Source organism: Streptomyces sp. ISL-99 (assembly GCF_018614005.1).
GTDB classification, from domain to species: Bacteria; Actinomycetota; Actinomycetes; order Streptomycetales; family Streptomycetaceae; genus Streptomyces; species Streptomyces flavidovirens.
On record NZ_JAGGPC010000003.1, the window covers coordinates 54,442 to 77,568 of the forward strand.

Annotated in this window: 25 protein-coding genes; 6 read left to right on the forward strand and 19 right to left on the reverse strand. The window is 69.8% G+C overall.

Annotated elements, in window-relative coordinates; all coding sequences use genetic code 11:
• Positions 1-196 precede the first annotated feature (196 nt).
• The 4 genes from ligA to J7E91_RS01595 are packed head-to-tail and all read right to left on the reverse strand — an operon-like array spanning position 197 to position 4,675.
• Positions 197-2,380 (reverse strand): NAD-dependent DNA ligase LigA, encoded by a 2,184-nt coding sequence (gene ligA, locus J7E91_RS01580; RefSeq protein ID WP_214898437.1) that lies wholly within the window; start codon positions 2,378-2,380, stop codon positions 197-199.
• Between the two features lie 36 nt (positions 2,381-2,416).
• Positions 2,417-3,433: a methionine synthase gene (locus tag J7E91_RS01585; RefSeq protein WP_214898439.1), complete on the reverse strand. Its 1,017-nt coding sequence runs from the start codon at positions 3,431-3,433 to the stop codon at positions 2,417-2,419.
• A complete protein-coding gene (locus tag J7E91_RS01590; RefSeq protein ID WP_214898441.1) occupies positions 3,430-4,119 on the reverse strand; it encodes an SDR family oxidoreductase in 690 nt (229 codons plus the stop codon). Before J7E91_RS01590 ends, J7E91_RS01585 begins: the two co-directional genes overlap by 4 nt.
• A gap of 16 nt (positions 4,120-4,135) precedes the next feature.
• Complete coding sequence (locus tag J7E91_RS01595) at positions 4,136-4,675, reverse strand: TIGR00730 family Rossman fold protein (RefSeq protein WP_214898553.1); 540 nt, start codon at positions 4,673-4,675, stop codon at positions 4,136-4,138.
• Between the two features lie 99 nt (positions 4,676-4,774).
• On the opposite strand from J7E91_RS01595, the gene J7E91_RS01600 reads away from it, so the two are divergent.
• Complete coding sequence (locus J7E91_RS01600; protein ID WP_214898443.1) at positions 4,775-5,107, forward strand: DUF427 domain-containing protein; 333 nt, start codon at positions 4,775-4,777, stop codon at positions 5,105-5,107.
• Positions 5,108-5,160: 53 nt separating this feature from the next.
• The gene (locus tag J7E91_RS01605) at positions 5,161-5,940 is read left to right on the forward strand and encodes an alpha/beta fold hydrolase (protein ID WP_214898445.1); all 780 of its coding nucleotides are present in this window, start codon (positions 5,161-5,163) and stop codon (positions 5,938-5,940) included.
• Between the two features lie 39 nt (positions 5,941-5,979).
• Here the strand turns inward: J7E91_RS01605 and J7E91_RS01610 are convergent, their stop codons facing one another.
• Positions 5,980-6,489, reverse strand: a complete 510-nt coding sequence (locus tag J7E91_RS01610; protein WP_214898447.1) for an ATP-binding protein — start codon at positions 6,487-6,489, stop codon at positions 5,980-5,982.
• A 274-nt stretch (positions 6,490-6,763) separates the two neighbouring features.
• Between J7E91_RS01610 and J7E91_RS01615 the strand changes: the two genes are divergently transcribed.
• Together J7E91_RS01615 and J7E91_RS01620 are read left to right on the forward strand one after the other, a co-directional pair.
• Entirely contained in the window at positions 6,764-7,615 is an 852-nt protein-coding gene (locus tag J7E91_RS01615) for a helix-turn-helix transcriptional regulator (protein ID WP_214898449.1), read from the forward strand.
• 3 nt (positions 7,616-7,618) lie between these two features.
• Complete coding sequence (locus J7E91_RS01620) at positions 7,619-7,825, forward strand: DUF397 domain-containing protein (RefSeq protein ID WP_214898450.1); 207 nt, start codon at positions 7,619-7,621, stop codon at positions 7,823-7,825.
• 106 nt (positions 7,826-7,931) lie between these two features.
• Here J7E91_RS01620 and mnmA read toward each other — a convergent pair whose 3' ends face one another.
• The gene (mnmA, locus tag J7E91_RS01625) at positions 7,932-9,056 is read right to left on the reverse strand and encodes a tRNA 2-thiouridine(34) synthase MnmA (protein WP_214898451.1); all 1,125 of its coding nucleotides are present in this window, start codon (positions 9,054-9,056) and stop codon (positions 7,932-7,934) included.
• A 54-nt stretch (positions 9,057-9,110) separates the two neighbouring features.
• On the opposite strand from mnmA, the gene J7E91_RS01630 reads away from it, so the two are divergent.
• Positions 9,111-9,779, forward strand: coding sequence for an N-acetylmuramoyl-L-alanine amidase (locus J7E91_RS01630; protein WP_214898452.1), 669 nt, complete (start codon positions 9,111-9,113; stop codon positions 9,777-9,779).
• 12 nt (positions 9,780-9,791) lie between these two features.
• Here J7E91_RS01630 and J7E91_RS01635 read toward each other — a convergent pair whose 3' ends face one another.
• The 3 genes from J7E91_RS01635 to J7E91_RS01645 form a co-directional block, all read right to left on the reverse strand.
• Positions 9,792-10,961 (reverse strand): cysteine desulfurase family protein, encoded by a 1,170-nt coding sequence (locus J7E91_RS01635; protein WP_214898453.1) that lies wholly within the window; start codon positions 10,959-10,961, stop codon positions 9,792-9,794.
• Positions 10,962-11,039: 78 nt separating this feature from the next.
• On the reverse strand, positions 11,040-11,312 hold the full coding sequence (locus tag J7E91_RS01640) for a DUF4190 domain-containing protein (RefSeq protein ID WP_214898454.1): 273 nt from the start codon (positions 11,310-11,312) through the stop codon (positions 11,040-11,042).
• Between the two features lie 7 nt (positions 11,313-11,319).
• On the reverse strand, positions 11,320-11,484 hold the full coding sequence (locus J7E91_RS01645; protein WP_214898456.1) for a hypothetical protein: 165 nt from the start codon (positions 11,482-11,484) through the stop codon (positions 11,320-11,322).
• Positions 11,485-11,581: 97 nt separating this feature from the next.
• On the opposite strand from J7E91_RS01645, the gene J7E91_RS01650 reads away from it, so the two are divergent.
• Positions 11,582-12,208 carry a TetR family transcriptional regulator gene (locus J7E91_RS01650; RefSeq protein WP_214898458.1) on the forward strand — a complete coding sequence of 209 codons (627 nt, stop codon included), beginning with the start codon at positions 11,582-11,584 and terminating at the stop codon, positions 12,206-12,208.
• A gap of 33 nt (positions 12,209-12,241) precedes the next feature.
• Here J7E91_RS01650 and J7E91_RS01655 read toward each other — a convergent pair whose 3' ends face one another.
• The 10 genes from J7E91_RS01655 to J7E91_RS01700 form a co-directional block, all read right to left on the reverse strand.
• On the reverse strand, positions 12,242-13,096 hold the full coding sequence (locus J7E91_RS01655; protein WP_214898460.1) for a thioesterase family protein: 855 nt from the start codon (positions 13,094-13,096) through the stop codon (positions 12,242-12,244).
• Positions 13,097-13,133: 37 nt separating this feature from the next.
• Positions 13,134-13,808, reverse strand: coding sequence for a trimeric intracellular cation channel family protein (locus J7E91_RS01660; protein ID WP_214898461.1), 675 nt, complete (start codon positions 13,806-13,808; stop codon positions 13,134-13,136).
• An 18-nt stretch (positions 13,809-13,826) separates the two neighbouring features.
• Entirely contained in the window at positions 13,827-15,023 is a 1,197-nt protein-coding gene (locus J7E91_RS01665) for a dipeptide ABC transporter ATP-binding protein (RefSeq protein WP_308375916.1), read from the reverse strand.
• A gap of 20 nt (positions 15,024-15,043) precedes the next feature.
• The gene (locus J7E91_RS01670; protein ID WP_214898463.1) at positions 15,044-16,144 is read right to left on the reverse strand and encodes an ABC transporter ATP-binding protein; all 1,101 of its coding nucleotides are present in this window, start codon (positions 16,142-16,144) and stop codon (positions 15,044-15,046) included.
• 38 nt (positions 16,145-16,182) lie between these two features.
• Positions 16,183-17,181 (reverse strand): ABC transporter permease, encoded by a 999-nt coding sequence (locus J7E91_RS01675; protein WP_138908526.1) that lies wholly within the window; start codon positions 17,179-17,181, stop codon positions 16,183-16,185.
• Positions 17,182-17,297: 116 nt separating this feature from the next.
• A complete protein-coding gene (locus J7E91_RS01680; protein ID WP_214898554.1) occupies positions 17,298-19,073 on the reverse strand; it encodes an ABC transporter substrate-binding protein in 1,776 nt (591 codons plus the stop codon).
• Between the two features lie 113 nt (positions 19,074-19,186).
• Positions 19,187-20,185 (reverse strand): ABC transporter permease, encoded by a 999-nt coding sequence (locus J7E91_RS01685; protein ID WP_214898464.1) that lies wholly within the window; start codon positions 20,183-20,185, stop codon positions 19,187-19,189.
• A 421-nt stretch (positions 20,186-20,606) separates the two neighbouring features.
• Positions 20,607-21,410, reverse strand: coding sequence for an enhanced serine sensitivity protein SseB C-terminal domain-containing protein (locus J7E91_RS01690; RefSeq protein WP_214898465.1), 804 nt, complete (start codon positions 21,408-21,410; stop codon positions 20,607-20,609).
• 100 nt (positions 21,411-21,510) lie between these two features.
• Positions 21,511-22,284, reverse strand: coding sequence for an enhanced serine sensitivity protein SseB (locus J7E91_RS01695; RefSeq protein ID WP_308375917.1), 774 nt, complete (start codon positions 22,282-22,284; stop codon positions 21,511-21,513).
• Between the two features lie 58 nt (positions 22,285-22,342).
• Positions 22,343-23,059 carry an AAA family ATPase gene (locus J7E91_RS01700; RefSeq protein WP_214898466.1) on the reverse strand — a complete coding sequence of 239 codons (717 nt, stop codon included), beginning with the start codon at positions 23,057-23,059 and terminating at the stop codon, positions 22,343-22,345.
• Positions 23,060-23,127: the final 68 nt, after the last annotated feature.

Consider the following 23,127-nt stretch of genomic DNA (forward strand, 5'->3'; position numbering starts at 1 on the left):
GGACACCTCATTGCAGCCGTGCACGGCAGGCGCACATCTCAACAGTAGGCCGCAGAAGGCTCTCCGGGGCAGCGGTCCAACGCTGTTGCCCGAATGCGACCCAGCCACCCGAGTCCGTCTGCTATGCGCTGAACGGGTGATCCCGGCTGCGGTGCTTACCCCCTCTCACCGCCCCTTTCCCCGTCCCGCACCACCCCTACTCCTCGGTCGGCACAGCCGCTTCACGGGCCGCGTCCGGACCCTCCGCCAAAAGGACGGCAAATCCCTCTTCGTTGAGAACAGGCACCTTCAACTGCATGGCTTTGTCGTACTTAGAGCCGGGACTGTCGCCGACCACCACAAAACCGGTCTTCTTTGAAACAGATCCGGTCACTTTTGCTCCAAGGCTCTGGAGCGCCTCTTTCGCGCCATCCCTCGTGTAGTTCTGCAGGGTTCCGGTCACCACCACCGTGAGGCCCTCCAGCGGGCGCGGCCCCTGCTCCTCGCCGGCGCCCTCTTCCTCCATCCGGACCCCGGCGGCCCGCCACTTGCGCAGGATCTCCCGGTGCCAGTCCTCCTCGAACCACTGTTTGAGCGAGGCGGCGATGGTCGGTCCGACGCCCTCTACAGCGGCCAGTTCCTCCTCCGGCGCCTGCTCGATCCGGTCCAGCGAACGGAACTCGCGGGCCAGCGCCTCCGCCGCGACCGGGCCCACGTGCCGGATGGAAAGACCGGTGATGACCCGGGCCAGCGGCCGCTGCTTCGCAGCCGCGATGTTCTCCAGCATGGCGAGGGTGTTCTTCTTCGGCTCGCCCTTCTGATTGGCGAAGAAGGTGACGACCTTCTCCTCGCCCGTCTTCGGGTCCCGCTTGGGAAGCCCCGAATCCTGGTCCAGTACGTACGACTTGATGGGCAGCAGCTGCTCGACCTTGAGGTCGAACAGGTCGCCCTCGTCGCGCAGCGGCGGCTCGGCCGGCTCCAGCGGCCTGGTGAGCGCGGCCGCCGCAACGTACCCGAAGTTCTCGATGTCCAGGGACTTGCGCCCGGCCAGGTAGAACAGACGCTCGCGCAACTGGGCCGGACACGAGCGGGCGTTGGGACAGCGGAGGTCGATGTCGGCCTCCTTCATCGGCCGCAGCGGCGTACCGCACTCGGGGCACTCGGACGGCATGACGAACTCCCGCTCGCTGCCGTCCCGCAGGTCCACGACCGGCCCGAGGATCTCGGGGATGACGTCGCCCGCCTTGCGCAGCACCACCGTGTCCCCGATGCGTACGCCCTTGGCCTTCACCACTTCCTGGTTGTGCAGGGTGGCGAACTCGACCTCGGAACCAGCGACGGTCACCGGCTCCACCTGGGCGTACGGCGTCACGCGCCCCGTGCGCCCGACCCCCACCCGGATGTTCACCAGTTTGGTGTTGACCTCCTCCGGCGCGTACTTCCAGGCGATGGCCCAGCGCGGCGCCCGCGAGGTCGAGCCGAGGCGCCCCTGGAGCCGGATCTCGTCGAGCTTGACGACGACGCCGTCGATCTCGTGCTCCACGGAGTGCCGGTTCTCGCCGAAGTACGCGATGAACTCCCGTACGCCCGCGAGGTCGTTCACGACCCTGTTGTGCCGCGCGACCGGCAGGCCCCACTCGCGCAGCAGCTCGTACGCCTGCGACAGGCGGTCGATGTCCAGGCCCTCGCGGGCCCCGATACCGTGCACCACCATGTGCAGCGGACGGCTCGCGGTGACCTTGGGGTCCTTCTGCCGCAGTGAACCCGCCGCCGCGTTGCGCGGGTTGGCGAAGGGCTTGTCCTCCGCGGCCACCAGCCGAGCGTTCAGCTCCTGGAACTTCTCCATCGGGAAGTAGACCTCGCCGCGGATCTCGACCAGGTCCGGGATCCGGTCGCCCTTCAGCCGGTCCGGGATGCCCGCGATCGTACGGACGTTGGGCGTGATGTCCTCGCCCGTGCGCCCGTCGCCCCGCGTCGCGGCCCGCGTCAGCCGCCCCTTCTCGTACGTCAGATTGACCGCGAGGCCGTCCACCTTCAGCTCGCACAGCAGGTGATACGGCACGGAGCCCAGCTCGCCGGCGACCCGCTCGCCCCAGGCCGTCAGCTCCTCGTCGTCGAAAGCGTTGTCGAGGGAGAGCATGCGCTCGCGGTGCTGGACCGCCGTGAAGTCCGTTTCGTACGCCCCGGCGACCTTCTGGGTCGGCGAGTCGGGCGTACGCAGCTCGGGGTACTCGTCCTCCAGCGCTTCCAGCGTCCGCAGCAGCTGGTCGAACTCGGCGTCGCTGATGACCGGCTGGTCCTTCACGTAGTACCGGAAGCGGTGCTCCTCGACCTGCTCAGCGAGCTGTGCGTGCCGATCCCGTGCCTCCGCGGGTACCGCCACCTGCTGTTCGCCAGCCACCGTCTTGTCCTCCCGTTTCCGACCATTCGATTCCCGTTACTCAGGGTTGTCCGCGAGCGATCTCGCGGCCCTGGCGCAGTGCGCGAGCGCGGCGCGCGCGTACGCCGGGGAAGCCCCCGCGAGCCCGCACGACGGAGTGATCACCAGAGACTCCGCCAGAGTCCCCGGATTCAGCCCCAGCCTGCGCCACAGCGTCCTGACACCCATGACGCTACCGGCCGGGTCTGACAATGCCGTGTCGGTGCCCGGCACGATTCCGGCGAACAGCTGCGTACCGCCCTCCACCGCCTCACCGATCGCGTCATCGTCACGCTCGGTGAGCAGGGAGAAATCGAACGAGACCCCCGCCGCGCCCGCCCGGCGCAGCAGCGCGAAAGGCACGTCCGGCGCGCAGGAATGGACCACGACCGGACCGTCATGGGCCCTCATCACATCCCGCAGCGTCCCCTCGACGACCTGACGGTCCACCGCCCGGTACGTCCGGTACCCGCTGGCGGTCCTGACCTGCCCCCGCAGTACGGCCGTCAGCGACGGCTCGTCGAGCTGGAGCACCACCTGCGCGCCCGGCGCCCGCCGCCGCACCTCCGCGAGATGCGCCCGCAGCCCCTCGGCCAGCGAGCCCGCGAGGTCACGTACCGCGCCCGGGTCGCGGAGCACGGACTCGCCGTTGCGCGTCTCCACGCCTGCCGACAGCGTCCACGGACCGACGGCCTGCACCTTCAGCGGGCCCGTGTACCCCTGCGTGAACTCCTCCAGCGCGTCGAGGTCCTCCCCCAGCCAGGACCGCGCCCGCCGCGTGTCGCGCCCCGGCCGGTCACTGATGCGCCAGCCGCTGGGTTCGAGATGGACGTACATCTCGACGAGCATTCCGGCGGTGCGCCCGATCATGTCGGCGCCGGGGCCGCGCGCGGGCAGCTCCGCCAGGTGCGGGAAGTCCTCGAAGCTGCCGGTGACGGCCTTGGCGGTCTCCCGGGCGTCTCCACCGGGCATGGACCCGACGCCGGTTGCCGGGCCCCACGCGAACGCGTCTGTGTGCTCGGTGGTCCCGCTCATCGGCCCGGCCTTACGGACAGGTCGTTGACCTCGGCGTCGCGCGGGAGGTCGAGGGCCATGAGGATCGTCGTCGCGACCGACTCCGGGTCGATCCAGCGCGACGGGTCGTACTTCTTGCCCTCCTGCTGGTGCACCTTCTCCTGCATGGCGCTGGCGGTACGCCCCGGATAGACGGAGGTGACGCGCACACCGTTGGCGTGCTCCTCCTCGCGGAGCGCGTCGGCGAGGGCCTTCAGGCCGTGCTTGCTGGCGGCGTACGGGCCCCATTCGGCGTGCGCGGCGAGACCGGCACCCGAGTTGACGAAGACCACGTGCCCCTTGTCCTGCCGGAGTTGGGGCAGGAAGAGCCGGGTCAGCTCGGCCGGGGACACCAGGTTCACGTTCAGCTGGCTGTGCCAGGTCTTCGTACCGAGGTCGGCGATCCGGCCGAGGTCGACGACGCCCGCGATGTGCAGCAGCGAGTCCACCCGCTCCGGCATCGGCTGGTGCGAGAACGCCCAGGAGAGCCTGTCCGGGTTCGCGAGGTCGCCGACGAGCGTACGGGCGCCGGGGAGAGCTTCCGCGAGCTGCTTGGCGCGGCCCGCGTCGCGGGCCATCAGGACGACGTCGTCGCCGCGCTCGTGCAGGCGGCGGGCGACGGCCGCGCCGATGCCCGAGCCCGCTCCGGTGATCACATGTGTAGCCATAGGCCCCATGCTCGCATCACCGCACGCCCACAGACTCCTCAAGGTAGGCGAGTGCCGCGACGCCGTCCTCCGCGAAGAAGACCAGGTCGGCGAGGGGGACGGGCAGGAAGCCCTCCGCCTCCATCCGCTGGAACTGCAGCTTCAGGCCGTCGTAGAAACCGGCCGTGTTGAGCAGCACCACCGGCTTGGTGTGCAGACCGTGCTTCTTCAGCTCCAGTATCTCGGTGGCCTCGTCCAGCGTGCCGGTGCCGCCGACCATGATGACGACCGCGTCGGACTTGGCGAGCAGCAGCGCCTTGCGTTCGGCGAGGTCCTTGGCGATCACCATCTCGTCGGCGTTCTCGCGCGCCACGGTGTGCAGGAACTCCACCGAAACGCCGACGAGCCGCCCGCCGGCCTCCTGCACGCCGTCCGCGACGACCTTCATCAGGCCGGCTTCCGAGCCGCCCCACACCAGGGTGTGGCCGCCCTTGCCGATCAGTTCGGCGAATTCGCGGGCCGGGCGGGTGTAGCGCTCGTCGAGGTCGGCGGCGGAGAGGAAGACGCAGATGTTCAGTGCCATGGGAAGAACCTACGCCGGGCGCATGCTGGAGTGTGAGACGGCTGCCGCACCACAAGGACCGACGAAACCGACGAACCGAGGAGAGGGTCGCCCGTGACCGCAGGACACCGCATCACCGTCGAGCAGGGCACCGAGCATGTGCGCGTCACACACGGGGGGCAGGTACTGGCGGAGAGCCGCCGCCCGGTGCTGCTCTTCGAGACGGGTCTGCCGGTGCGTTACTACCTGCCGCCCGAGGACGTCAGGACCGACCTGCTGACGCCTTCGGACAAGCGCACCCACTGCCCCTTCAAGGGCGACGCTTCGTACTGGTCGCTGCCGGAGGCGCCGGACCTGGTGTGGTCCTACCTGGACCCGAAGCCGGAAGTGGCCGCGGTGAAGGGCCACTACTGCTTCTACGACACGGAGGTTCTGGGTACGTCCTGATATTTCTTTCGCGGGAAGCGATGAGTTGTCGCGCGCGGCGCGGTCAGCACCTCATGGCCAAAGTGATTTCGAGGGACGGCACGCCCATCGCCTGTGAACGGCGGGGCGAGGGGGTGCCGTTGATCCTGGTGGGCGGCGCCTTCAGCACGGGCGCCGCCGAAGCGCCACTGGCGGCGTTGCTCACACCTCACTTCCGCGTCGTCACGTACGACAGGCGTGGCAGGGGCGACAGCGGTGACACCGCGCCCTACGCGGTCGCCCGCGAGGTCGAGGACCTGGCGGCCCTGGCCGAGGAGGAGCGCGGCCCCGTGTCGGTGTACGGCATGTCGTCGGGCGGGGCACTGGTCCTGGAGGCGGCGGCGAGCGGCGTGCCGTTCGAGAGAATCGCGGTGTACGAACCCCCCTTCACGGTGGTCGAACCGGGCGACACGATCGCCAAGGCGCGGTACACGACGCGCCTGACCGAACTCCTCTCGGCCGCCGACCGAGGCGGCGCCGCCGAACTCTTCCTCTCGGCGGTGGGCATGCCGCCCGAGGTCGTCGCGCAGGTACGCGAAGCGCCGATGTGGCCCGAGCTGGAGGCGCTGGCGCCCACCCTGGCGTACGACGACGCGGTGATGGGCGACGGCACGGTCCCGGCGGAGCGGCTGGCGGCCGTCAGACCGCCGGTCCTCGTCGTGGACGGCGGCGCGAGCCCGCCCGCGATGCGGGACGCTGCCCGCCGGGTCGCGGAAGCGGTACGCCGCGGCCGCCACCGCACCCTGACGGGTCAGATCCACGACGTGGCACCGCATGTACTGGCCCCTGTACTGCGGGAGTTCTTCACGGCGTGAGACCGGCCGGGGCGGGTGAGGTGGGTGAGGCGGGGGCGGTCAGGCGGCGAGCGACGCGGGCGGCAGCGCCGGGCCGGGCGGGGGCGGCCCAGTGGCGATGGCGAGTTCGAACCAGATGGTCTTGCCGCCGGGTCCGTACGGCCCCTCCCCTATGGCGCATCCGCCCCATCGGTCGGCGACGAGTTCAAGAATCGCGAGCCCGCGCCCGTCCTCGTCATAGACGGACACTCCGTCGCGCTGAGGCTTCGGCAGGTCGGGGCTCATGTCCCAGACGCTGACGCGCAGTACGGGGTGCAGCCAGTGCAGGCGGACGGCGGCGGGCCCCTTGGTGTGGCGTACGGAGTTGGTGGCGAGCTCGGTGGTCAATAGCTCGGCGCGGTAGCTCAGTTCGTCGAGTTCGTGGGCGGTGAGGATCGCACGCAGGGTGGTGCGGGCGATCCGGGGACTGCGCGGATCGCAGGGGAAGTTCAGCTCGTACTGCCACGGTTGGTCGAACGGAATGGGGGTGGGGTGAGTGTGGAGGGTGGGTTCTGTCCTCACGAGACACATCCTGTGGTGCGTGTGAGTGGTGAATAAGTGGGTGCGTACCAGGAGGCGTTGAGGCCAGAGCAGTGGCAATGCCGGTCGCGGAACCTGCCGTCCCGGGCGGGCAGGGTGAACCGGTGCGCTTCCGTCGACGACGACTACGCGAGTGGTACGGGTCACACCGTAGCGGCACATTTATAACCAGTGCGACCACTTTCACTGATACGAGTTCAATTCATCGGGCCGGTGGACTGGGGACGGCAGTATCGGCACACTGTCCGCGAACAGGAGAGGGAACATGGCCCCAAGGCAGGCACCGACGATCCGTCAGCGACGGTTCGGCACAGAGCTACGACGACTCCGCGAAGCCGCAGGCATGTCGGCACCCACCGCGGCAAACCTGCTGGGCGCAGACCGGACGGCGATCTCGAACATCGAGGCCGGCCGCTTCGGCATCAGCGAGGACCGGCTGCGACGCCTGGCAAGCATCTACGAATGCGGAGACGAGGCACTGATCGACGCCTTGGCCCTGATGACGGGTGGCCGCAAGGGTGGCTGGTGGGACGAGTACAGGGGCAGGATTCCGCCCGGTTTCCTTGACGTCTCAGAGCTTGAGCATGACGCGGCGCGTCTGCGGACGATCCAGACCGCGCTTCTACCCGGCTTGTTCCAGACCGAAGATTACGCACGTGCCACGTTCGAGCTCCCCGTGCCACCACTTCGACGGCTCGAAGTCGAACTACGGGTGGAACACCGACTGACCAGGCAGTCCGTAATCACCGGACCGGAACCCGTCCCCTACGTCGGGGCCATCCACGAGGCTGCCCTGCGGATGCAGCTCGGCAGTCGCAGCATTGCCCGCGCTCAGCTTCAGCACCTCTTGAAGGAGAGCGAACGCCCCAACGTCACACTGCTGGTGATCCCGTTCACCGCCGGAGGCTTCCCACTCTTGGACTCGTCGGTCCTGTACGCAGAGGCCCAGAACCGCCACCTGGACACAGTGCAACTCGACTCACCAACAGGTGCCGTCTTCATCGACTCCCCGACCCAGTTGGCCAACTTCCGTACCCGACTGGACTTGTCCGAAGAGGTGGCGTTGACTCCAGACAGGTCCAGGGAGTTCATCCACACCATCGTCAAGGAGCTGTAAGCGGTGTCGCAGGCTTCCACGTTGCATTGGCTTAAGTCCTCGTTCTCCGGCGACGGCGGCAACAACTGCATCGAGGTCGCAGCAACCGAGAACGGGGCGGCTCTCCGCGAGAGCGACAGCCCAGCCATCGTCCTCTCAACGAGCCCGGCTGCTCTTCGGGCACTTCTGCTCGGGGTGAGGGCCGGGGACATCGAGCTTCCCCGGCCTTGATCAGCGGGTACACCGCACCGCCAGGGAACCACGGGCACGGGACCGCAGGCCGCCCCCGACAGGCGTACGGGACCGACGCCAGCCCAGGGGTCGGCCCGCCCAGGGGTTAGGCCAGGGCCGTCGCCCGGCTCGTCGTCGCGATGGTTGCCGAGCCGACCACGCGGGTGCCGTCGTACAGGACGATCGCCTGGCCGGGGGCGACGCCGCGTACCGGCTCCGCGAAGGTCACCCGGAGCTCCGAGCCGTCGACCAGCTCCGCCGTCACGGGTGTCTCGTCGCCGTGCGCGCGCAGCTGGGCCGTGTACGTGCCGCTGCCCGCCGGGGCCGTGCCGCACCAGCGGGGCTTGATGGCGGTCAGGGAGGTGACGTCCAGGGCCTCTGCCGGGCCCACCGTCACCGTGTTGTTCACCGGGGAGATGTCCAGGACGTAGCGCGGCTTGCCGTCGGGCGCCGGGTGGCCGATGCGCAGGCCCTTGCGCTGGCCGATGGTGAAGCCGAACGCGCCGTCGTGGGTGCCGAGCTTGGTGCCCGACTCGTCGAGGATGTCGCCCTCGGCCCTGCCGCCGAGACGGTTCGCCAGGAAGCCCTGCGTGTCGCCGTCCGCGATGAAGCAGATGTCGTGGCTGTCGGGCTTCTTCGCGACCGCGAGGCCCCGGCGCTCGGCCTCCGCGCGGATCTCGTCCTTCGTGGTGACGGTGTCGCCGAGCGGGAACATCGCGTGCGCGAGCTGCCGCTCGTCGAGGACCCCGAGGACGTACGACTGGTCCTTGGCCATGTCGGACGCCCGGTGGAGCTCGCGGCTGCCGTCCTCGTTCACCACGACCGTCGCGTAGTGGCCGGTAGCCACCGCGTCGAAGCCCAGCGCCAGCGCCTTGTCGAGCAGCGCCGCGAACTTGATCTTCTCGTTGCAGCGCAGGCACGGGTTCGGGGTGCGCCCGGCCTCGTACTCCGCGACGAAGTCCTCGACCACGTCCTCACGGAAGCGCTCGGCGAGGTCCCAGACGTAGAACGGGATGCCGATGACGTCGGCGGCGCGGCGCGCGTCGCGCGAGTCCTCGATCGTGCAGCAGCCGCGCGCGCCCGTACGGAACGACTGCGGGTTCGCGGACAGGGCGAGGTGTACGCCGGTCACGTCGTGCCCGGCCTCGGCGGCGCGGGCGGCGGCAACGGCGGAGTCGACCCCGCCGGACATGGCGGCGAGGACACAGAGGCGGCGCGGGGTCTCAGTCATAGCTCCACCAGGGTAGACGGAACCACCGACAGGGCCGAAAGCGTTAAAGGGCTCATGGAGCAGAAGAAGGCGGCAAGGGTGAGCAGACGCGCTCTGTTCATCGGGGGCGGCGCGGCCGTCGTGGGCGGTACGGCGGCCGTGTTCGGGGAGGAGTTGTCCCGGCTGTGGTGGCTCGTGCCGGGCATCGACAAGCAGCGGGTGGAGGGAGAGGTGGATCACAAGGGGGCCCAGTGGGTGGCCGCGTCGGCAGCGAATCTGCGGACCGCCGACCGGCCCGCCGACTACACCATCGACCGCATCGTGATCCACGTGACGCAGGGCAGCTTCGCGTCGGCCGTGCGCGTCTTCAAGAGCCCGCTGCACGCGGCCGCCGCGCACTACATAGTGCGCGCGAAGGACGGCCACATCGCGCAGATGGCGCGGGAGCTCGACGTGGCCTACCACGCCGGGAACCGCTCGTACAACGAACGCTCCGTCGGCATCGAACACGAGGGTTTCGTCGACCGGCCGGAGGACTTCACCGACGTCATGTACGCGTCGTCGGCGCGCCTCGCCGCGGGGGTCTGCCGGCGGTACGAGATACCCGCCGACCGGGAGCACATCATCGGCCACGTCGAGATCCCGGGCACCGACCACACGGACCCCGGCCCGCACTGGAACTGGGCCCGCTACCTCCGGCTCGTGCAGAAGGAGCTGGCCGGCGGGCCGCCCGCCAAGGCGTAGTCGTTCAGCGGGTCAGACCAGTCCGGCCGTACGTGCCCGTTCCACCGCCGGGCCGATCGCCTCCGCCACCGCCGCCACGTCGTCGGCCGTGGAGCTGTGCCCGAGCGAGAAGCGGAGCGTGCCGCGCGCGAGGTCCGGGTCGGTTCCGGTGGCCAGCACGACATGGCTGGGCTGCGCGACTCCGGCCGTACAGGCGGATCCGGTGGAGCATTCGATGCCCTGCGCGTCGAGGAGGAGGAGCAGGGAGTCGCCCTCGCAGCCGGGGAAGGTGAAGTGGGCGTTGGCGGGCAGCCGTCCCGCCGGGGACGGGTCGCCGCCGAGGACCGCCTCGGGAACAGCGGTGCGTACGGCCGCGACCAGGTCGTCGCGCAGGCCGCCGATCTCGCGCGCGAACCACTCGCGCCGCTCGGCCGCGATCCGGCCCGCCACCGCGAAGGCGGCTATGGCCGGGGCGTCGAGGGTGCCGGAGCGCACGTGCCGCTCCTGGCCGCCGCCGTGCAGCACGGGGACGGGGGTGTACTCGCGGCCGAGCAGCAGCGCGCCGATGCCGTAGGGGCCGCCGATCTTGTGCCCCGAGACGGTCATCGCGGCCAGCCCGGAGGCGGCGAAGTCGACCTCCAGCTGGCCGAAGGCCTGTACCGCGTCGGCGTGCAGCGGTACGCCGAACCCGGCTGCCACGTCGGCCAGTTCGCGGACCGGCATGACGGTGCCGATCTCGTTGTTCGCCCACATCACGGTGGCCATGGCGACATCGGACGGATCGCGCTCGATGGCCTCGCGCAGCGCCGCCGGGTGCACCCTGCCGTACGAGTCGACCGGCAGGTACTCCACGGTCGCGCCCTCGTGTTCGCCCAGCCAGTGGACGGCGTCCAGCACGGCGTGGTGCTCGACGGGGCTGGCCAGGACGCGGGTTCTGCGCGGGTCGGCGTCGCGCCGCGCCCAGTACAGGCCCTTCACGGCGAGGTTGTCGGCCTCGGTGCCGCCGGCGGTGAAGACCACCTCGCTCGGCCGGGCGCCGAGGGACTCGGCGAGCATCTCGCGGGCCTCCTCGACGGTACGCCGCGCCCGTCGGCCGGCGGCGTGCAGGGACGACGCGTTGCCGGTGACGGCGAGCTGGGCGGTCATCGCCCCGACCGCTTCCGGAAGCATCGGGGTGGTCGCGGCGTGGTCGAGGTAAGCCATGGTGCAGTCGATTCTACGAGTCCCCGGGCTCTCCCCGGTCCCGCCCTCGCTCCGCCGTCGGCATCCGGCCGCGACCGGTCAGCCGCCGAAGGTCCAGGACACGGTGTGGTCGGCCGAGGCGAGGACGGCGAGCACCACCAGGTCGGCCACACCCAGGCCGAGGCCGAGCATCGCCCTGCCCCGGCGTGCGGTGCCCCGCCACAGGGCCATGGAGGCCAGGACGACGGCGATGGGGCCGAGGAAGATGTTGAAGACGAGCAGTCCGACGAGGCCGAGCACGAACGAGGCGACGGCCATGCCGTCGGCGTCCCGCGTGCCGGTGCGGGCGCGTGCGGATGCGGTGAACTCCATGGCGCGTTCAGCTCCTTCGGGTGGACCGTCGCGAGTGACGCTCACGGGCGGCGAAGACGAGCAGCCAGACGCCGATGAGCGCGGCGGCGACCAGGGACACCGGGACCGGAACATGCGCCACCGAGCCCATGAGCACCCCCAGCAACATCAGTGCTGCTACGAGGACCAACACGTGAACCCCTCCTGAGAGTACGACTGTTCACTGACTACCCAGTCTAGGACTCACCCCACGGTTCCCCGCAACAGAGAACAGTTGTTTACTGAATGTCATGAGTCACACCGTCGGCGTCCGCGAGGCCCAGAAACAGAAGACCCGCAAGGCCCTGATGGACGCGGCCCTCGTCCTCCTGGAGCACCAGAGCCTGAGCAGCCTCGGTCTGCGCGAGGTCACCCGCGCCGTCGGCGTCGCCCCGACCGCCTTCTACCGGCACTTCCGCGACACGGCCGATCTCGGCGTCGCACTCGTCGACGAGGCGCTCGGCGGCCTGCACGCGGTGATCCGCGCGACCCTCGCCGCGACCGGCGACAGCGCCGAGCGCATCGACAGCACGGTCGGCCTCATCGCCCGCCACGTCCACGCGTACCCCGCCCACGTCCGCTTCATCACCCGCGAACGCCACGGCGGCGTGGAGCGGGTACGCACCGCGATAGGCGAGCAACTGAGCCTGTTCGCCGACGAGGTGGCGGCCTGGCTCGCCACCCAGCCGGACTGCGCGGCCTGGTGCGAGGACGACCGGCGGATGCTCGCGCACGTCTACGTCGACCACATGGTGATGACCGCGTCCGCGTTCCTGGAGGCCGAGCCGTACGGCGCAGAGCGCGTCGGGGCCGCCGCCTCCCTCGCCCGCCGCCAGCTGCGCCTGGTCAGCCTCGGCCGCCGCCACTGGCTGGACTGACATCGGGGGCCGGCCGGGCCACCCGACGGGGACTCAGCCGCGCGGTGCCCGCGCCAGCTGCCGGGACTGGGCGACGAGCCGGTCCGCGCTGTCCCAGACCTCGGCGTCCTCCTCCAGGAAGCCGCCCGCGAGGTTGCGGGTGGTGATGGAGACGCGCAGCGGGCCGGGGGCGGGCCGGCAGCGTATGTGGGTGGTGAGTTCGACGGTCGGCGTCCAGCCCTTGAGGCCCAGCTCGAACGAGGTCGGCGGCAGGGCGTCGACCGTGAGCAGCAGCGAGAGCGGGTCGGCGTCACGACCGTCGGCGAGGCCGAACCAGCCGCGCATCTCCCCCTTGCCCGAGGGCGCGCCGACGGCCCAGCCGACGGTGGCGGGGTCGAGCCGGATGTTGAGGCGCTCGGTGATGGCCGAGCTGCCGGGGATGACGGCGGGTCCGGCGTCGGTGCCCAGGCAGTGCTCGTACGGCGGCATGACAGGCGGCTTCGCCGTCGTGCGTACGTCGTCGGGCAGGGCGTCCAGGTCGCCGTAGGAGGCGATGACCCGGATCCGCTCGACCTCGGTGCCGTCGTCGGCGTACTGGAAGAGGGATGCCTGGCCGGTGGAGAGGGTGCGTCCGCTGCGGACGGTCTGCGTACGGACGACCGCCTTGCCGGGTACGGACGGCGTCAGGTAGTGCGCCGAGACGGTGAACGGGTCGGGGTGCGGCAGGGCGTCGCCGAGTGCCCGGCCGAGCAGGGCGAGGAGGTAGCCGCCGTTGACGGCGTGGATGATCGTCCAGCCTGCGGAGAGTTCCGCGTCGTAGACGCCGAGTCCACCAGGTTTGCCCGATTCACGCGGGGAGATCGCGGTGTCGCGGTCGAACTCGCTGTCCCCGATGGATGCCTGTGCCATGGCATGCACCGTACACCGGCACATTACTAAGCGGTAGCTAAGTGGTGGCCTCGGATTGTTCTTCGGCCTTCGCCGAGCTCCGGTGCCAGGCGCGCGGCGCCCGCCAGTGGAAGTGCATGGCGAGCAGCCGCAGCACAAAGGCGGTGACGACGGCGACGCCGCTGGTCAGCGCGTTCAGCGCGTCGAAGCGGATGCACAGGGCGACCATCGCGGCCCCGACGATCGCGGGGACGGCGTACAGATCGCGGTCCCAGCGCAGCAGCGAGGGCACCTCGTTGGCGAGGACGTCCCGCAGGACGCCGCCGCCGACCGCGGTCGCCAGGCCCAGGGCGGCCGAAGCGGTCAGGCCGAGCCCGTAGTCGTACGCCTTGGTGGTGCCCGTGACGCAGAAGAGCCCGAGCCCGGCGGCGTCGAAGGCGTTGACCGCGCCCTGGATGCGCTCGACCTCCGGGTGCAGGAAGAAGACCAGGGCGGCCGCGATCAGCGGGGTGGTGAAGTACCCGAGGTCGGTGAAGGCGGCCGGCGGCACCGCGCCGATGATGAGATCGCGGAACAACCCTCCGCCCAGCGCGGTGACCTCTGCGAGCACCGCGATGCCGAAGACGTCGAAGTTCTTGCGCACGGCGAGCAGGGCGCCGGAGATCGCGAAGACGAAGATCCCGGCGAGGTCGAGCGAATGCTGGACGGAGGGCGTGAAGAGTTCCTGGAACACCGGGCAATTGTGCCGGTTCTATTCCTTGCCGCTGTCCTCCGTGCTCGCGGGCGCGGTTTCACCGTCGTCGGCTTGAGCATCGTCGGCGGCCTCCGCCTTCGCCACCGCCGCCGGCGGCGTGACGTCGACGATCGCGATCGCCTCGCGCGCCGTCTCCAGCACCGCCGACGATTCCGGCGCCTGGTCGGGTGCGTTCTCCGGGTGGTGGCAGGCCACCTGGTGGCCGGTCTTCAGCGCCGTCAGCACCGGCTCCCGCGTCTTGCAGATCTCCGTCGCCTTCCAGCACCGCGTGTGGAAGCGGCACCCCGAGGGCGGCGAGATCGGCGAGGGCACGTCGCCCTTGAGCAGGATGCGCTCGCGCTTGTGCTTGCTGCGCGGGTCGGGCACCGGGACGGCCGACAGCAGCGCCTTGGAGTACGGGTGCATGGGCGACTCGTACAGCGCCTTGCGGTCCGCCAGCTCGACGATCTTGCCGAGGTACATCACGGCGATGCGGTCCGAGACGTGCCGGATGACCGAGAGGTCGTGCGCGATGATCACGTACGTGAGACCGAGCTCGTCCTGGAGGTCGTCCAGCAGGTTCACCACCTGCGCCTGGATCGACACGTCCAGGGCCGATACCGGCTCGTCGGCGACGACCAGCTTCGGCTTGAGCGCGAGCGCCCGCGCGATGCCGATGCGCTGGCGCTGCCCGCCCGAGAACTCGTGCGGATAGCGGTTGTAGTGCTCCGGGTTGAGACCCACCAGCTCTAGCAGCCGCTGGACCTCCCGCTTCACCCCGCCCTCGGGCGTGATGTTCTGCAGCTTGAAGGGGGCGCTGATGATCGTGCCGACCGTGTGGCGCGGGTTCAGCGAGGAGTACGGGTCCTGGAAGATCATCTGTACGTCGCGGCGCAGCGGACGCATCTGCCCGGTGCCGAGGTGGGTGATGTCCCGGCCCTCGAACTCGATCTTCCCCTTGGTCGGTTCCAGCAGCCGCGTGATCAGCCGGCCCATCGTCGACTTGCCGCAGCCCGACTCGCCCACCACGCCGAGAGTCTCCCCCGGGCGTACGTCGAAGTCGAGGCCGTCGACGGCCTGGACCGCGTCGGCCTGGCGCTGGAGGACGCCCTTCTTGATGGGGAAGTGCTTCACCAGGCCGCTGACCCTGAGCAGGGGCTCGGGCGACGGGGAGGAAGGGGAAGGCGAAGAGGATGCCTGCTCCGGGATCGTCACTTCAGGATCCTTCGTCTCGCTCACAGCTTCGGCGCAATCTCTTCGGTCCAGATCCGCGTCCGGTCCTCGGCCGCCATGTGGCAGGCGGAGTAGTGCCGTTCGGATTCCTTCCCGGGCAGCACCTTGAGTTCCGGCCGCTCGGTGCGGGTGATCCCGCCCTTGGGCACGTCCGCGTACGGGCAGCGCGGGTGGAACGCGCAGCCGCTCGGGATGTTGATCAGGCTGGGCGGCGAGCCCTTGACCGGGATGAGGCGCTCGGTCTGGTCGCGGTCGATGCGCGGCATCGAGCCGAGCAGGCCCCAGGTGTACGGGTGCTGGGGCTCGTAGAAGACCTTGTCGGCCGGACCGCGCTCGATGCACCGGCCGCCGTACATCACGAGGATGTCGTCGGCCAGCTCGGCGACGACGCCCAGGTCATGCGTGATGACGATGACGGCCGAGCCGAACTCCTTCTGCAGATCCCGGATCAGGTCCAGGATCTGCGCCTGGACGGTGACGTCCAGGGCGGTGGTCGGCTCGTCCGCGATGAGCAGCTCGGGGTTGTTGACGAGCGCCATCGCGATCATCGCGCGCTGGCGCATGCCGCCCGAGAACTCGTGCGGGTAGCCGTCGAACCGCTTGTCGGGCTGCGGGATGCCGACCCGGTCGAGCAGTTCGATCGCGCGCCGCTTGGCGGCCTTCTTGTCGACCTTGTTGTGGATGCGGTACGCCTCCACGATCTGGTGGCCGATCGTGTAGTACGGGTGCAGCGCGGACAGCGGGTCCTGGAAGATCATCGAGATCTCGCGGCCGCGCAGCTTGCGTACGTCGTCGGGGTCGGCGGACAGCAGCTCCTTGCCGTCCAGCCAGATCTCGCCGGAGATCCGGGCCTTGCGCCGGCCGTACTGGCCGACGGTGTGCAGGCCCATGATGCCGAGCGAGGTCACCGACTTGCCGGAGCCGGACTCGCCCACGATGCCGAGGGTCTTGCCCTTCTCCAGCTGGAAGGAGAGACCGTCCACCGACTTGACGAGACCGTCGTCGGTGGGGAAGTGCACCTTGAGGTCGCGGACGTCGAGGAAGGCATCCGGCTGCGGGGAGCCGGAGCGTACGGGCTCCCCGACCGCACCGGTCTTCGTCAAGGGGGCTCCGGGGGCCTCCCCCGGGACAGGCACAGTGGTCACGAGAGCCTCACTCGGGGGTCGATCACGGAGTACAGGATGTCCACGACGAGGTTCGCGAGCACCACGGCGGCGGCGGCGATGAGCGTGACACCGAGGATCAGCGGAAGGTCGAAGTCACCGATCGCCTTGACCGCCGCCTGGCCGAGGCCCGGGAGGCTGAAGGCGGTCTCGGTCAGGATCGCGCCGCCGACCAGGGCGCCGAGGTCCATGCCGAGGATGGTGAGGATCGGCGTCATCGTGGAGCGCAGGGCGTGCTTGCCGACGACGACCGGTTCGCTCAGGCCCTTGGCGCGGGCGGTACGGATGTAGTCCTCGCCCAGGACCTCCAGCATGGTGGCGCGGGTGAGCCGGGCGTACATCGCGGCGTACAGGAAGGCGAGGGTCACCCACGGGAGCACCAGGCCGCTGAACCAGCCGAGCGGGTCCTGCGCGATGTCCACGTACTCGGCGTCGAACCAGCCCAGTTGGGTGCGGAAGATCGCCAGGGAGAGCAGCGCGGTGAAGTAGATCGGCAGCGAGACACCGGCGAGGGCGATGGTCATCGCCGTACGGTCGATCGCCGTACCCCGCTTGAGTGCGGAGATGATGCCGGTGGTGACACCGACGATGACCCACAGCACGCACGCGCCGGCCGCCAGCGACAGCGTCACGGGGAGCCGCTCGGTGAGTACGGGCCAGATCTCCTGCTCCGTACGGAAGGAGTAGCCGAAGCACGGCGCGTCGCAGTGGAACGACGAGCCGCCGCCGGTGTAGTCACGGCCGACGAAGATTCCGCTGATGAAGTTCCAGAACTGCACCAGGATGGGGTCGCCGAGGCCGAGCTTCTCCCGGACACCTTCGATCGCGCCTGGGTCCGCCTGCTTGCCGATGAACATCGCGGCGGGGTCGCTGCCGGTCAGTTTCGGGATCACGTAGAAGATGCCGAAGGTCACGAGGGTGACCACGAGCAGCATCACGACGACGGCGGTCAGCCGCCTGATGAGGTATGCGAGCACTACGGTCGGCCCGGCGGCGGCCCGGGAGTCCGGTGAGGGACTCCCGGGCCGCCGCACGCGGCCATCACCTGCCCTTCGGGCTTAGCGGCGGGTGTGCCGGCGGAGCGAACGGACGGTCACTTGACGCCGAGGGAGGCGTAGTCGTAGCGGCCGTTGTAGGAGTCGGCCGTGTAGACGTTGGTCAGCCGCGAGCTGCGCCAGATCACGTTCTTCTCGAAGGTGAAGGGCAGGTAGACCGCGTTCTCGGAGACCTTCTGGTTGATCTGCTTGTAGTACTCGGCGGCCTTGTCGGGGTCCGTCTCGAGGAGCGCCTTGTCGAACAGGCCGTCGATCGACTTGTCCTTCGTCATCGAGAAGTTGTTGTTGCCGCTGTCGAGGATGAAGCGGCTGTCGACCAGCGGCTGCAGGAAGCCCTGGCCGGTCGGGAAGTCGGCACCCCAGCCCATGATGATGATGCCGTAGTTCTTCTTGTCGACGTTCTTGGGAGCGCCGATGATGCCCGAGGTCTGCGCACCGTCGTACTGGTCGATCTGCACCTGGATGCCGATCTTCTCCAGCGACGCCTGCATCGACTCGGCGGTGGCGATCTCCTGCGGCTTGTTGTTACGGACCGCGATGGTGGTCTTGAAGCCGTTCGGCTTGCCGCAGGCCTTGAGCTCTTCCTTGGCCTTGGCGATGTTGCCCTTGGTGTCCTTCAGGACGTTGTACGGGTCGTACTTGGCGTCCGCGCCCTTGATGCTCGGCGGCAGCATGTTGGTGGCGATGTCGCCGCCCGCCATCGGGCCGCCGCGCGCCGTCTGCAGCGACTGGTGGTCGGAGCCGTAGATGACCGCCTTGCGGCAGTGGACGTTGTCCATCGGCTTGACCGTCTGCGGGAACACCGCGTACCGGATGAAGCCGGTCTGCGGGTTGTCGACGTTCGCCTTGTGGTCGCGCAGCGCCTTGGTACGGCCGGCCGGGCTGATGCCGGTGGCGTTGATGTCGACGTCGTAGTCGCCCTCGATCAGGCGGTTGTCCATGTCGTCGGCGTTGGTGATGAGCTTGAGCGAGACCTTGTCCGGCAGCGCCTTGCGGACGGTGTCGGTCTCCTTCTTCCAGTGGGGGTTGCGGCTCAGCTCCATGCCCTTGTTGGGGGTGTAGGAGTCGATCTTGTACGGGCCGTTGGAGAAGGGCTTCAGGCCGTACTTCTCGACCGTGTCCTTGTCCTGGCGGACCGGCGTGGCGGCCGGCATGGCCAGCATCTGGAGGAAGTCACCGTTGGGCTTCGGGAGCTTGAAGACGATGGTCTTGTCGTCCGGCGTCTCGATGGCCTTCAGGCCCAGCTTGTCGGCCGACTTGTCCTTGTACGGGCCCTTGTACTCCTTCTTCGGGTCCAGGACCTGCTGAAGGTAGATCGGGCCGCCGGAGATCTTGTCCTGGGCCCAGATGCGCTCGATGCCGTACTTGATGTCCTTGGAGGTGATGGGCTTGCCGTCCTCCCAGGCGAGCCCGTCCTTCAGCTTGAAGGTGTAGGTCTTCTTGTCCGCGGAGACCTGACCGGTGTCGGTCGCCATGTCGGCGACGAGCTCGGTGGACTCGGTGCCCGGGACCGGCTTGAAGGTGATCAGCTGGCGCGTGTAGTAGCGGGCGAAGTCCCACATGAAGCCGTAGTAACCGCGCTGCGGGTCCCAGGAGTCGGAGTCCTGCGTACCGATGAACTTGATCGTGCCGCCCTTCTTGTCCGAAGGGTTCGCGATCTTACCGACGGCCGCGTTGAAACCAGGGGCCTTGCCCTTGCCGTCGGACTCGTCCTTGCCGCCGCCACCGCAGGCCGCGGTTCCGACGAGCGCGGCGACAACGAGCGCCGCGCCTGCGGCGAGCCGTCGCCTGGAAGAACTGTTGGCTGTCACGATCAGCAACCTCCGTGAGAGTGCCGGTCCTTTGCGGGACCGACGGTTGTGGTGGCCTCCTGACACATCGGCAGGGGCGGCGCGGTGGGAACGGTGCGGTGGTACGGGAGGAACGGTCAGCGGGAGCCCTTCGGGTCCAGCGCGTCACGCACGCCGTCGCCGAAGAGGTTGAAAGCCAGGACCGTGATGAAGATGGCCACGCCGGGCGCGATCATGAACATCGGGTCCGCCTCGTAGTACTCCTTGGCCTTGGAGAGCATCTGGCCCCAGGAAGCGGTGGGCGGCTTGACCCCGGCGCCCAGGAAGCTGAGCGCGGCCTCGCTGAGCACGTTGGTCGGGATCATCAGCGTCGTGTAGACGGTGATGGGGGCCACCAGGTTGGGCAGCAGCTCCTTGAAGAGGATGTACGCGCGGCCCGCGCCGAGGCTGCGTGCCGCCTCGACGTACTCGCGCTCCCTGAGGGAGAGCGTCTGGCCACGGACGATCCGGCCCACGTACGGCCACCCGAAGAAGCCGATGACGACGATGAGCGCACCGATACGCACACCCGAACCACTGAACCCCCAGAGGGAGTTGGGCAGTACCGAGACCAGCGCGATGATGAACAGGAGCTGCGGGAAGGCCAGCAGGACGTCCATCACCCGGCTGATCGCCGCGTCGACCCAGCCGCCGAAGTAACCGGCGATGATCCCGAAGACCGTGCCGAGCGCGACGGCGAAGAGGGCCGCGAGGAAGGCGACCAGCAGCGAGATCCGGGCGCCGTAGACGAGGCGGCTGAACACGTCGCGGCCGTTGACGGGTTCGACTCCCAGCAGGAAGTCGGAGCTCATGCCGCCCCAGCTGCCGATCGGCGTGCCGAACAGCGGGTCGATCTTGTCCTCGTGGAAGTCGTTCGGCGGGTGGCCGAGCGCGCTCACAATCAAGGGCGCGAACACCGCGACCAGGATCAGGAACAACACGACGACGCCGCCGGCCAGCGCGACCTTGTCGCGCTTCAGACGCACCCATGCGATCTTCCAGGGCGAGCGGCCTTCGATGGCTTTCGCCGGAACATCGGCCGCGACGTCAACGGCCGCGGTCTCCGCCGCGCTCGTGTCGTGCAGTGGTGCCGTCATCGTGGTGGGGACCCCTCTCGGCTCGGCCGACGGGTGGTCGGCCCGCGCCTGCCGCTGTAGCGGCTTGTTCGCATCGCAGGTGCAAGTGGTGCGGAAACGTGCGGAAGGTGCTCAGAAGGTGCTCGGACAAACGCAGTTGAGACGGGGAAAGCGGGTCGTACACAGGACCGACGTTCCTTGTTGCGGGAGTCTTCAATGAGCGCGCGATCACCCGCCAGCCCTGACGGGCAATGGATGCGTAACCGTGATGTGGCCTGTGGTCTTCCGTTATCCGGACGCCGTGATCGGCTGAGCGGATCAGAAGCGGCCTATTGCACCAGACCGGACATGCCGCCCAACGGCCGTTATGGGCCGTGGAATTGGGCTATGGGTGCCGTGGCGCCGGGTCGGGAGGCGCGGGTCGGGAGGCCGGGAGGTCGGCTCAGTAGGCGCGCGGGGCCGGGTAGCCGTAGCCACCCTGTGGGGCGGCGGAGGAGGGGGCGGCGGGCGCGTGCGCCTCGCGGGCGTAGAACGGGCGGGCGTTGGCGCGCAGCCACATGGAGACGGGGTCGTACTCGTCGGACATCGCGACGGTGGACACGGGCAGGCCGTCGGGAACCACGCCGACCGACTGCTGCATCATCGCGCGCACCGCCTCGACGGACGGCTGGCTCGTGTCGTAGAGATCGAGACCGATGGCCAGATACGGCGCCCCGAGCGCCGGCTGCACCCACGCGCGGCGCAGCGAGCGGACCGCGGGCGTACGGTGGGCGTTCTGCGTGAGCAGGGCGTAGAACTGGGGCATCTCGATGGCCGGTTCGGAAAGCCGCAGCGGTCCGGCGGGCATCCGGTCGAGTCCGGTCGCGATACGCCGCAGATCGAGCCAGGGGATGCCGACGCCGCCACCGGGGGCGTGCGGATTGAGCCAGATGCCCCAGCGGTCCGGGAAGAGGGCGCGCGCGACGTCGCGCGCCGGCACCACTTCGTACGCCCGGCTCCAGCCGCTCGCGGCGAGCTCCTGGGCGGAGGTGACGCACGGCGCGTAGCCGAGGCCGTCGACGTCCATGTTTCCGTACTGCGCGTCGGGGGATCCCGCCTGGCCGTGCCAGAGCAGCATCCAGACCTGGCCGCCCGCCGGGTCCGCGAGGGCGCGCAGCAGCGCCTCGTACGCGTCGTACCGCCCGGGTGTCACCTGGCGCAGCATGTGCTCGACCTGCCCGGCCGCCGCAGTGCCTGACGCGCTCACCCTGGGTCCCGCCCCTCTTCGATCCACCGTGTCGGTTGTCGACCAAGCTTAAGCGGCAGTACTGACACAGAGCACGAGTCGGGCACGAGTCGGGTACGAGTCAGGCGCGCGTGTAGAAGGGTCGCACCTTCTCCAGCATCCAGCCGGCGACCGGGTCCTGCGCCACGTCCAGCAGGACCAGGTTGACCTCCCAGGGCACCTGGACGCGGCCGAGCGCCCGGCCGAGGGCGTCCATCGGGGCGTTGGGGTCGGCGCCCTCCCAGGTGGACAGCTGTACGCCGACGAACAGCGCAGGGGACTCGCCTTCGATGCTCGCGAGCGCCCGACGGGCGGTCAGCACCACACCGCTCTCCTCGAACTCCCCGGCCGCTGCGGAGAGGAAATCGATCGGCTCCTCCTGCCAGTCCGGCTCGAAGAGCCGCACCCTGCCCCCACTGGCCGGTCCGTCCAGCGGCGTACGGCCGGCCCGGCAGAGCTCGGCGACGGCGGGCGGCGGCAGTGGCACGCCGACCGCGCCGTCCGGATTCACCGCGATGCCGAGCTGCGGCGGCAGGCCGCGGGCGAACTCGCGGGCGGGCGCCACGGTGAAGGACATGTGGGGCCCGGCGCACTGGCGCAGCTGTTCCTCGGAGCTGTACACGGGGACGTACGCCTCGCCGTGGATCAGCACGGTGGGCAGGTCGAGGTTCGGGGAGTCGGGCCCGCCGCCGGAGGGCAGCGGCACCCACACCTGGCTGCGCCCCAGCACCTCGACGATGCGGCCGCCCGCGCCGGGGTTGCCGAGTGAGGCGCCCAGCACCTCTTCGAGCTCGTTGCCGGGCCAGCCGCTGCCGCCGTGCGGGTGGGCGGGTATCGGGAAGTCGGGGAAGTCCACGGCACGACTTTAACGCGGCGCGCGGCGTGCCCCGGAGCTCTGTCCCGGACCCCGCTCCTCACACGCCGGAGGGGCTGGATGTGCCGGGCAGGGGAGGGAAGTCGATCATCGTCAGCGTGCCCGCCGCATCCCGGTCGAGCAGCACCGCCGACGCACAGCCCACCGGCAGCCGGCCCGCCTCCGCGTCCCGCACCAGCCGGCCCACCGCCCGCCGGTGCCGGGCGAAGGCGTATCCAGAGACTCCGCGGCCCCGCTCCTGCTGCCCGGCCCGCGCCACATCGGCCGTCACGTCGAGGAGGACCAGGTGCAGCGCGACCCCCCGGCGGCGGGCGTCGCGCGCCAGCCAGCGCCGTACCCACGCCTGCGTACCGCAGTCGTGCACCACGACGCCCTCGCCCGAGCGCAGCGCCCGCCACAGCCCGGCGTAGTGCGCCGCACGCACCAGGGGCCGGTAGAGCGCGTACGGCAGCAGCCGGGGCATCCGCGCGTCCCAGCGCTCGCGCGCGTCCTGCGAGTCGATACGGTGCGCCGCCGCGCTCGCCGTACGCCGGATCAGGGTGCTCTTGCCGCTGCCGGGCAGGCCGGACACGACCACCGTGTCACCGGCCGCGAAGGCGAGTACCCGCGGGCTGCGCCCCTCGCGCTCGCGCAGATCACGCACGGTGGGCGCGGGCCGGCGGGCGGCGGCCCTGACCGGCGCACCCTGCTGCGCGGGCACCGCACGGTGCGCGGTGCCCGCGGTCGTCGCGTACGCACCTGACTGCTGGAACGTCATCGTCTTCCCCCTGTCGGGTGTCCCCCACCCTTCCCCAAGAAGTGTAAAGAAAAGGTAATGCGCCACAA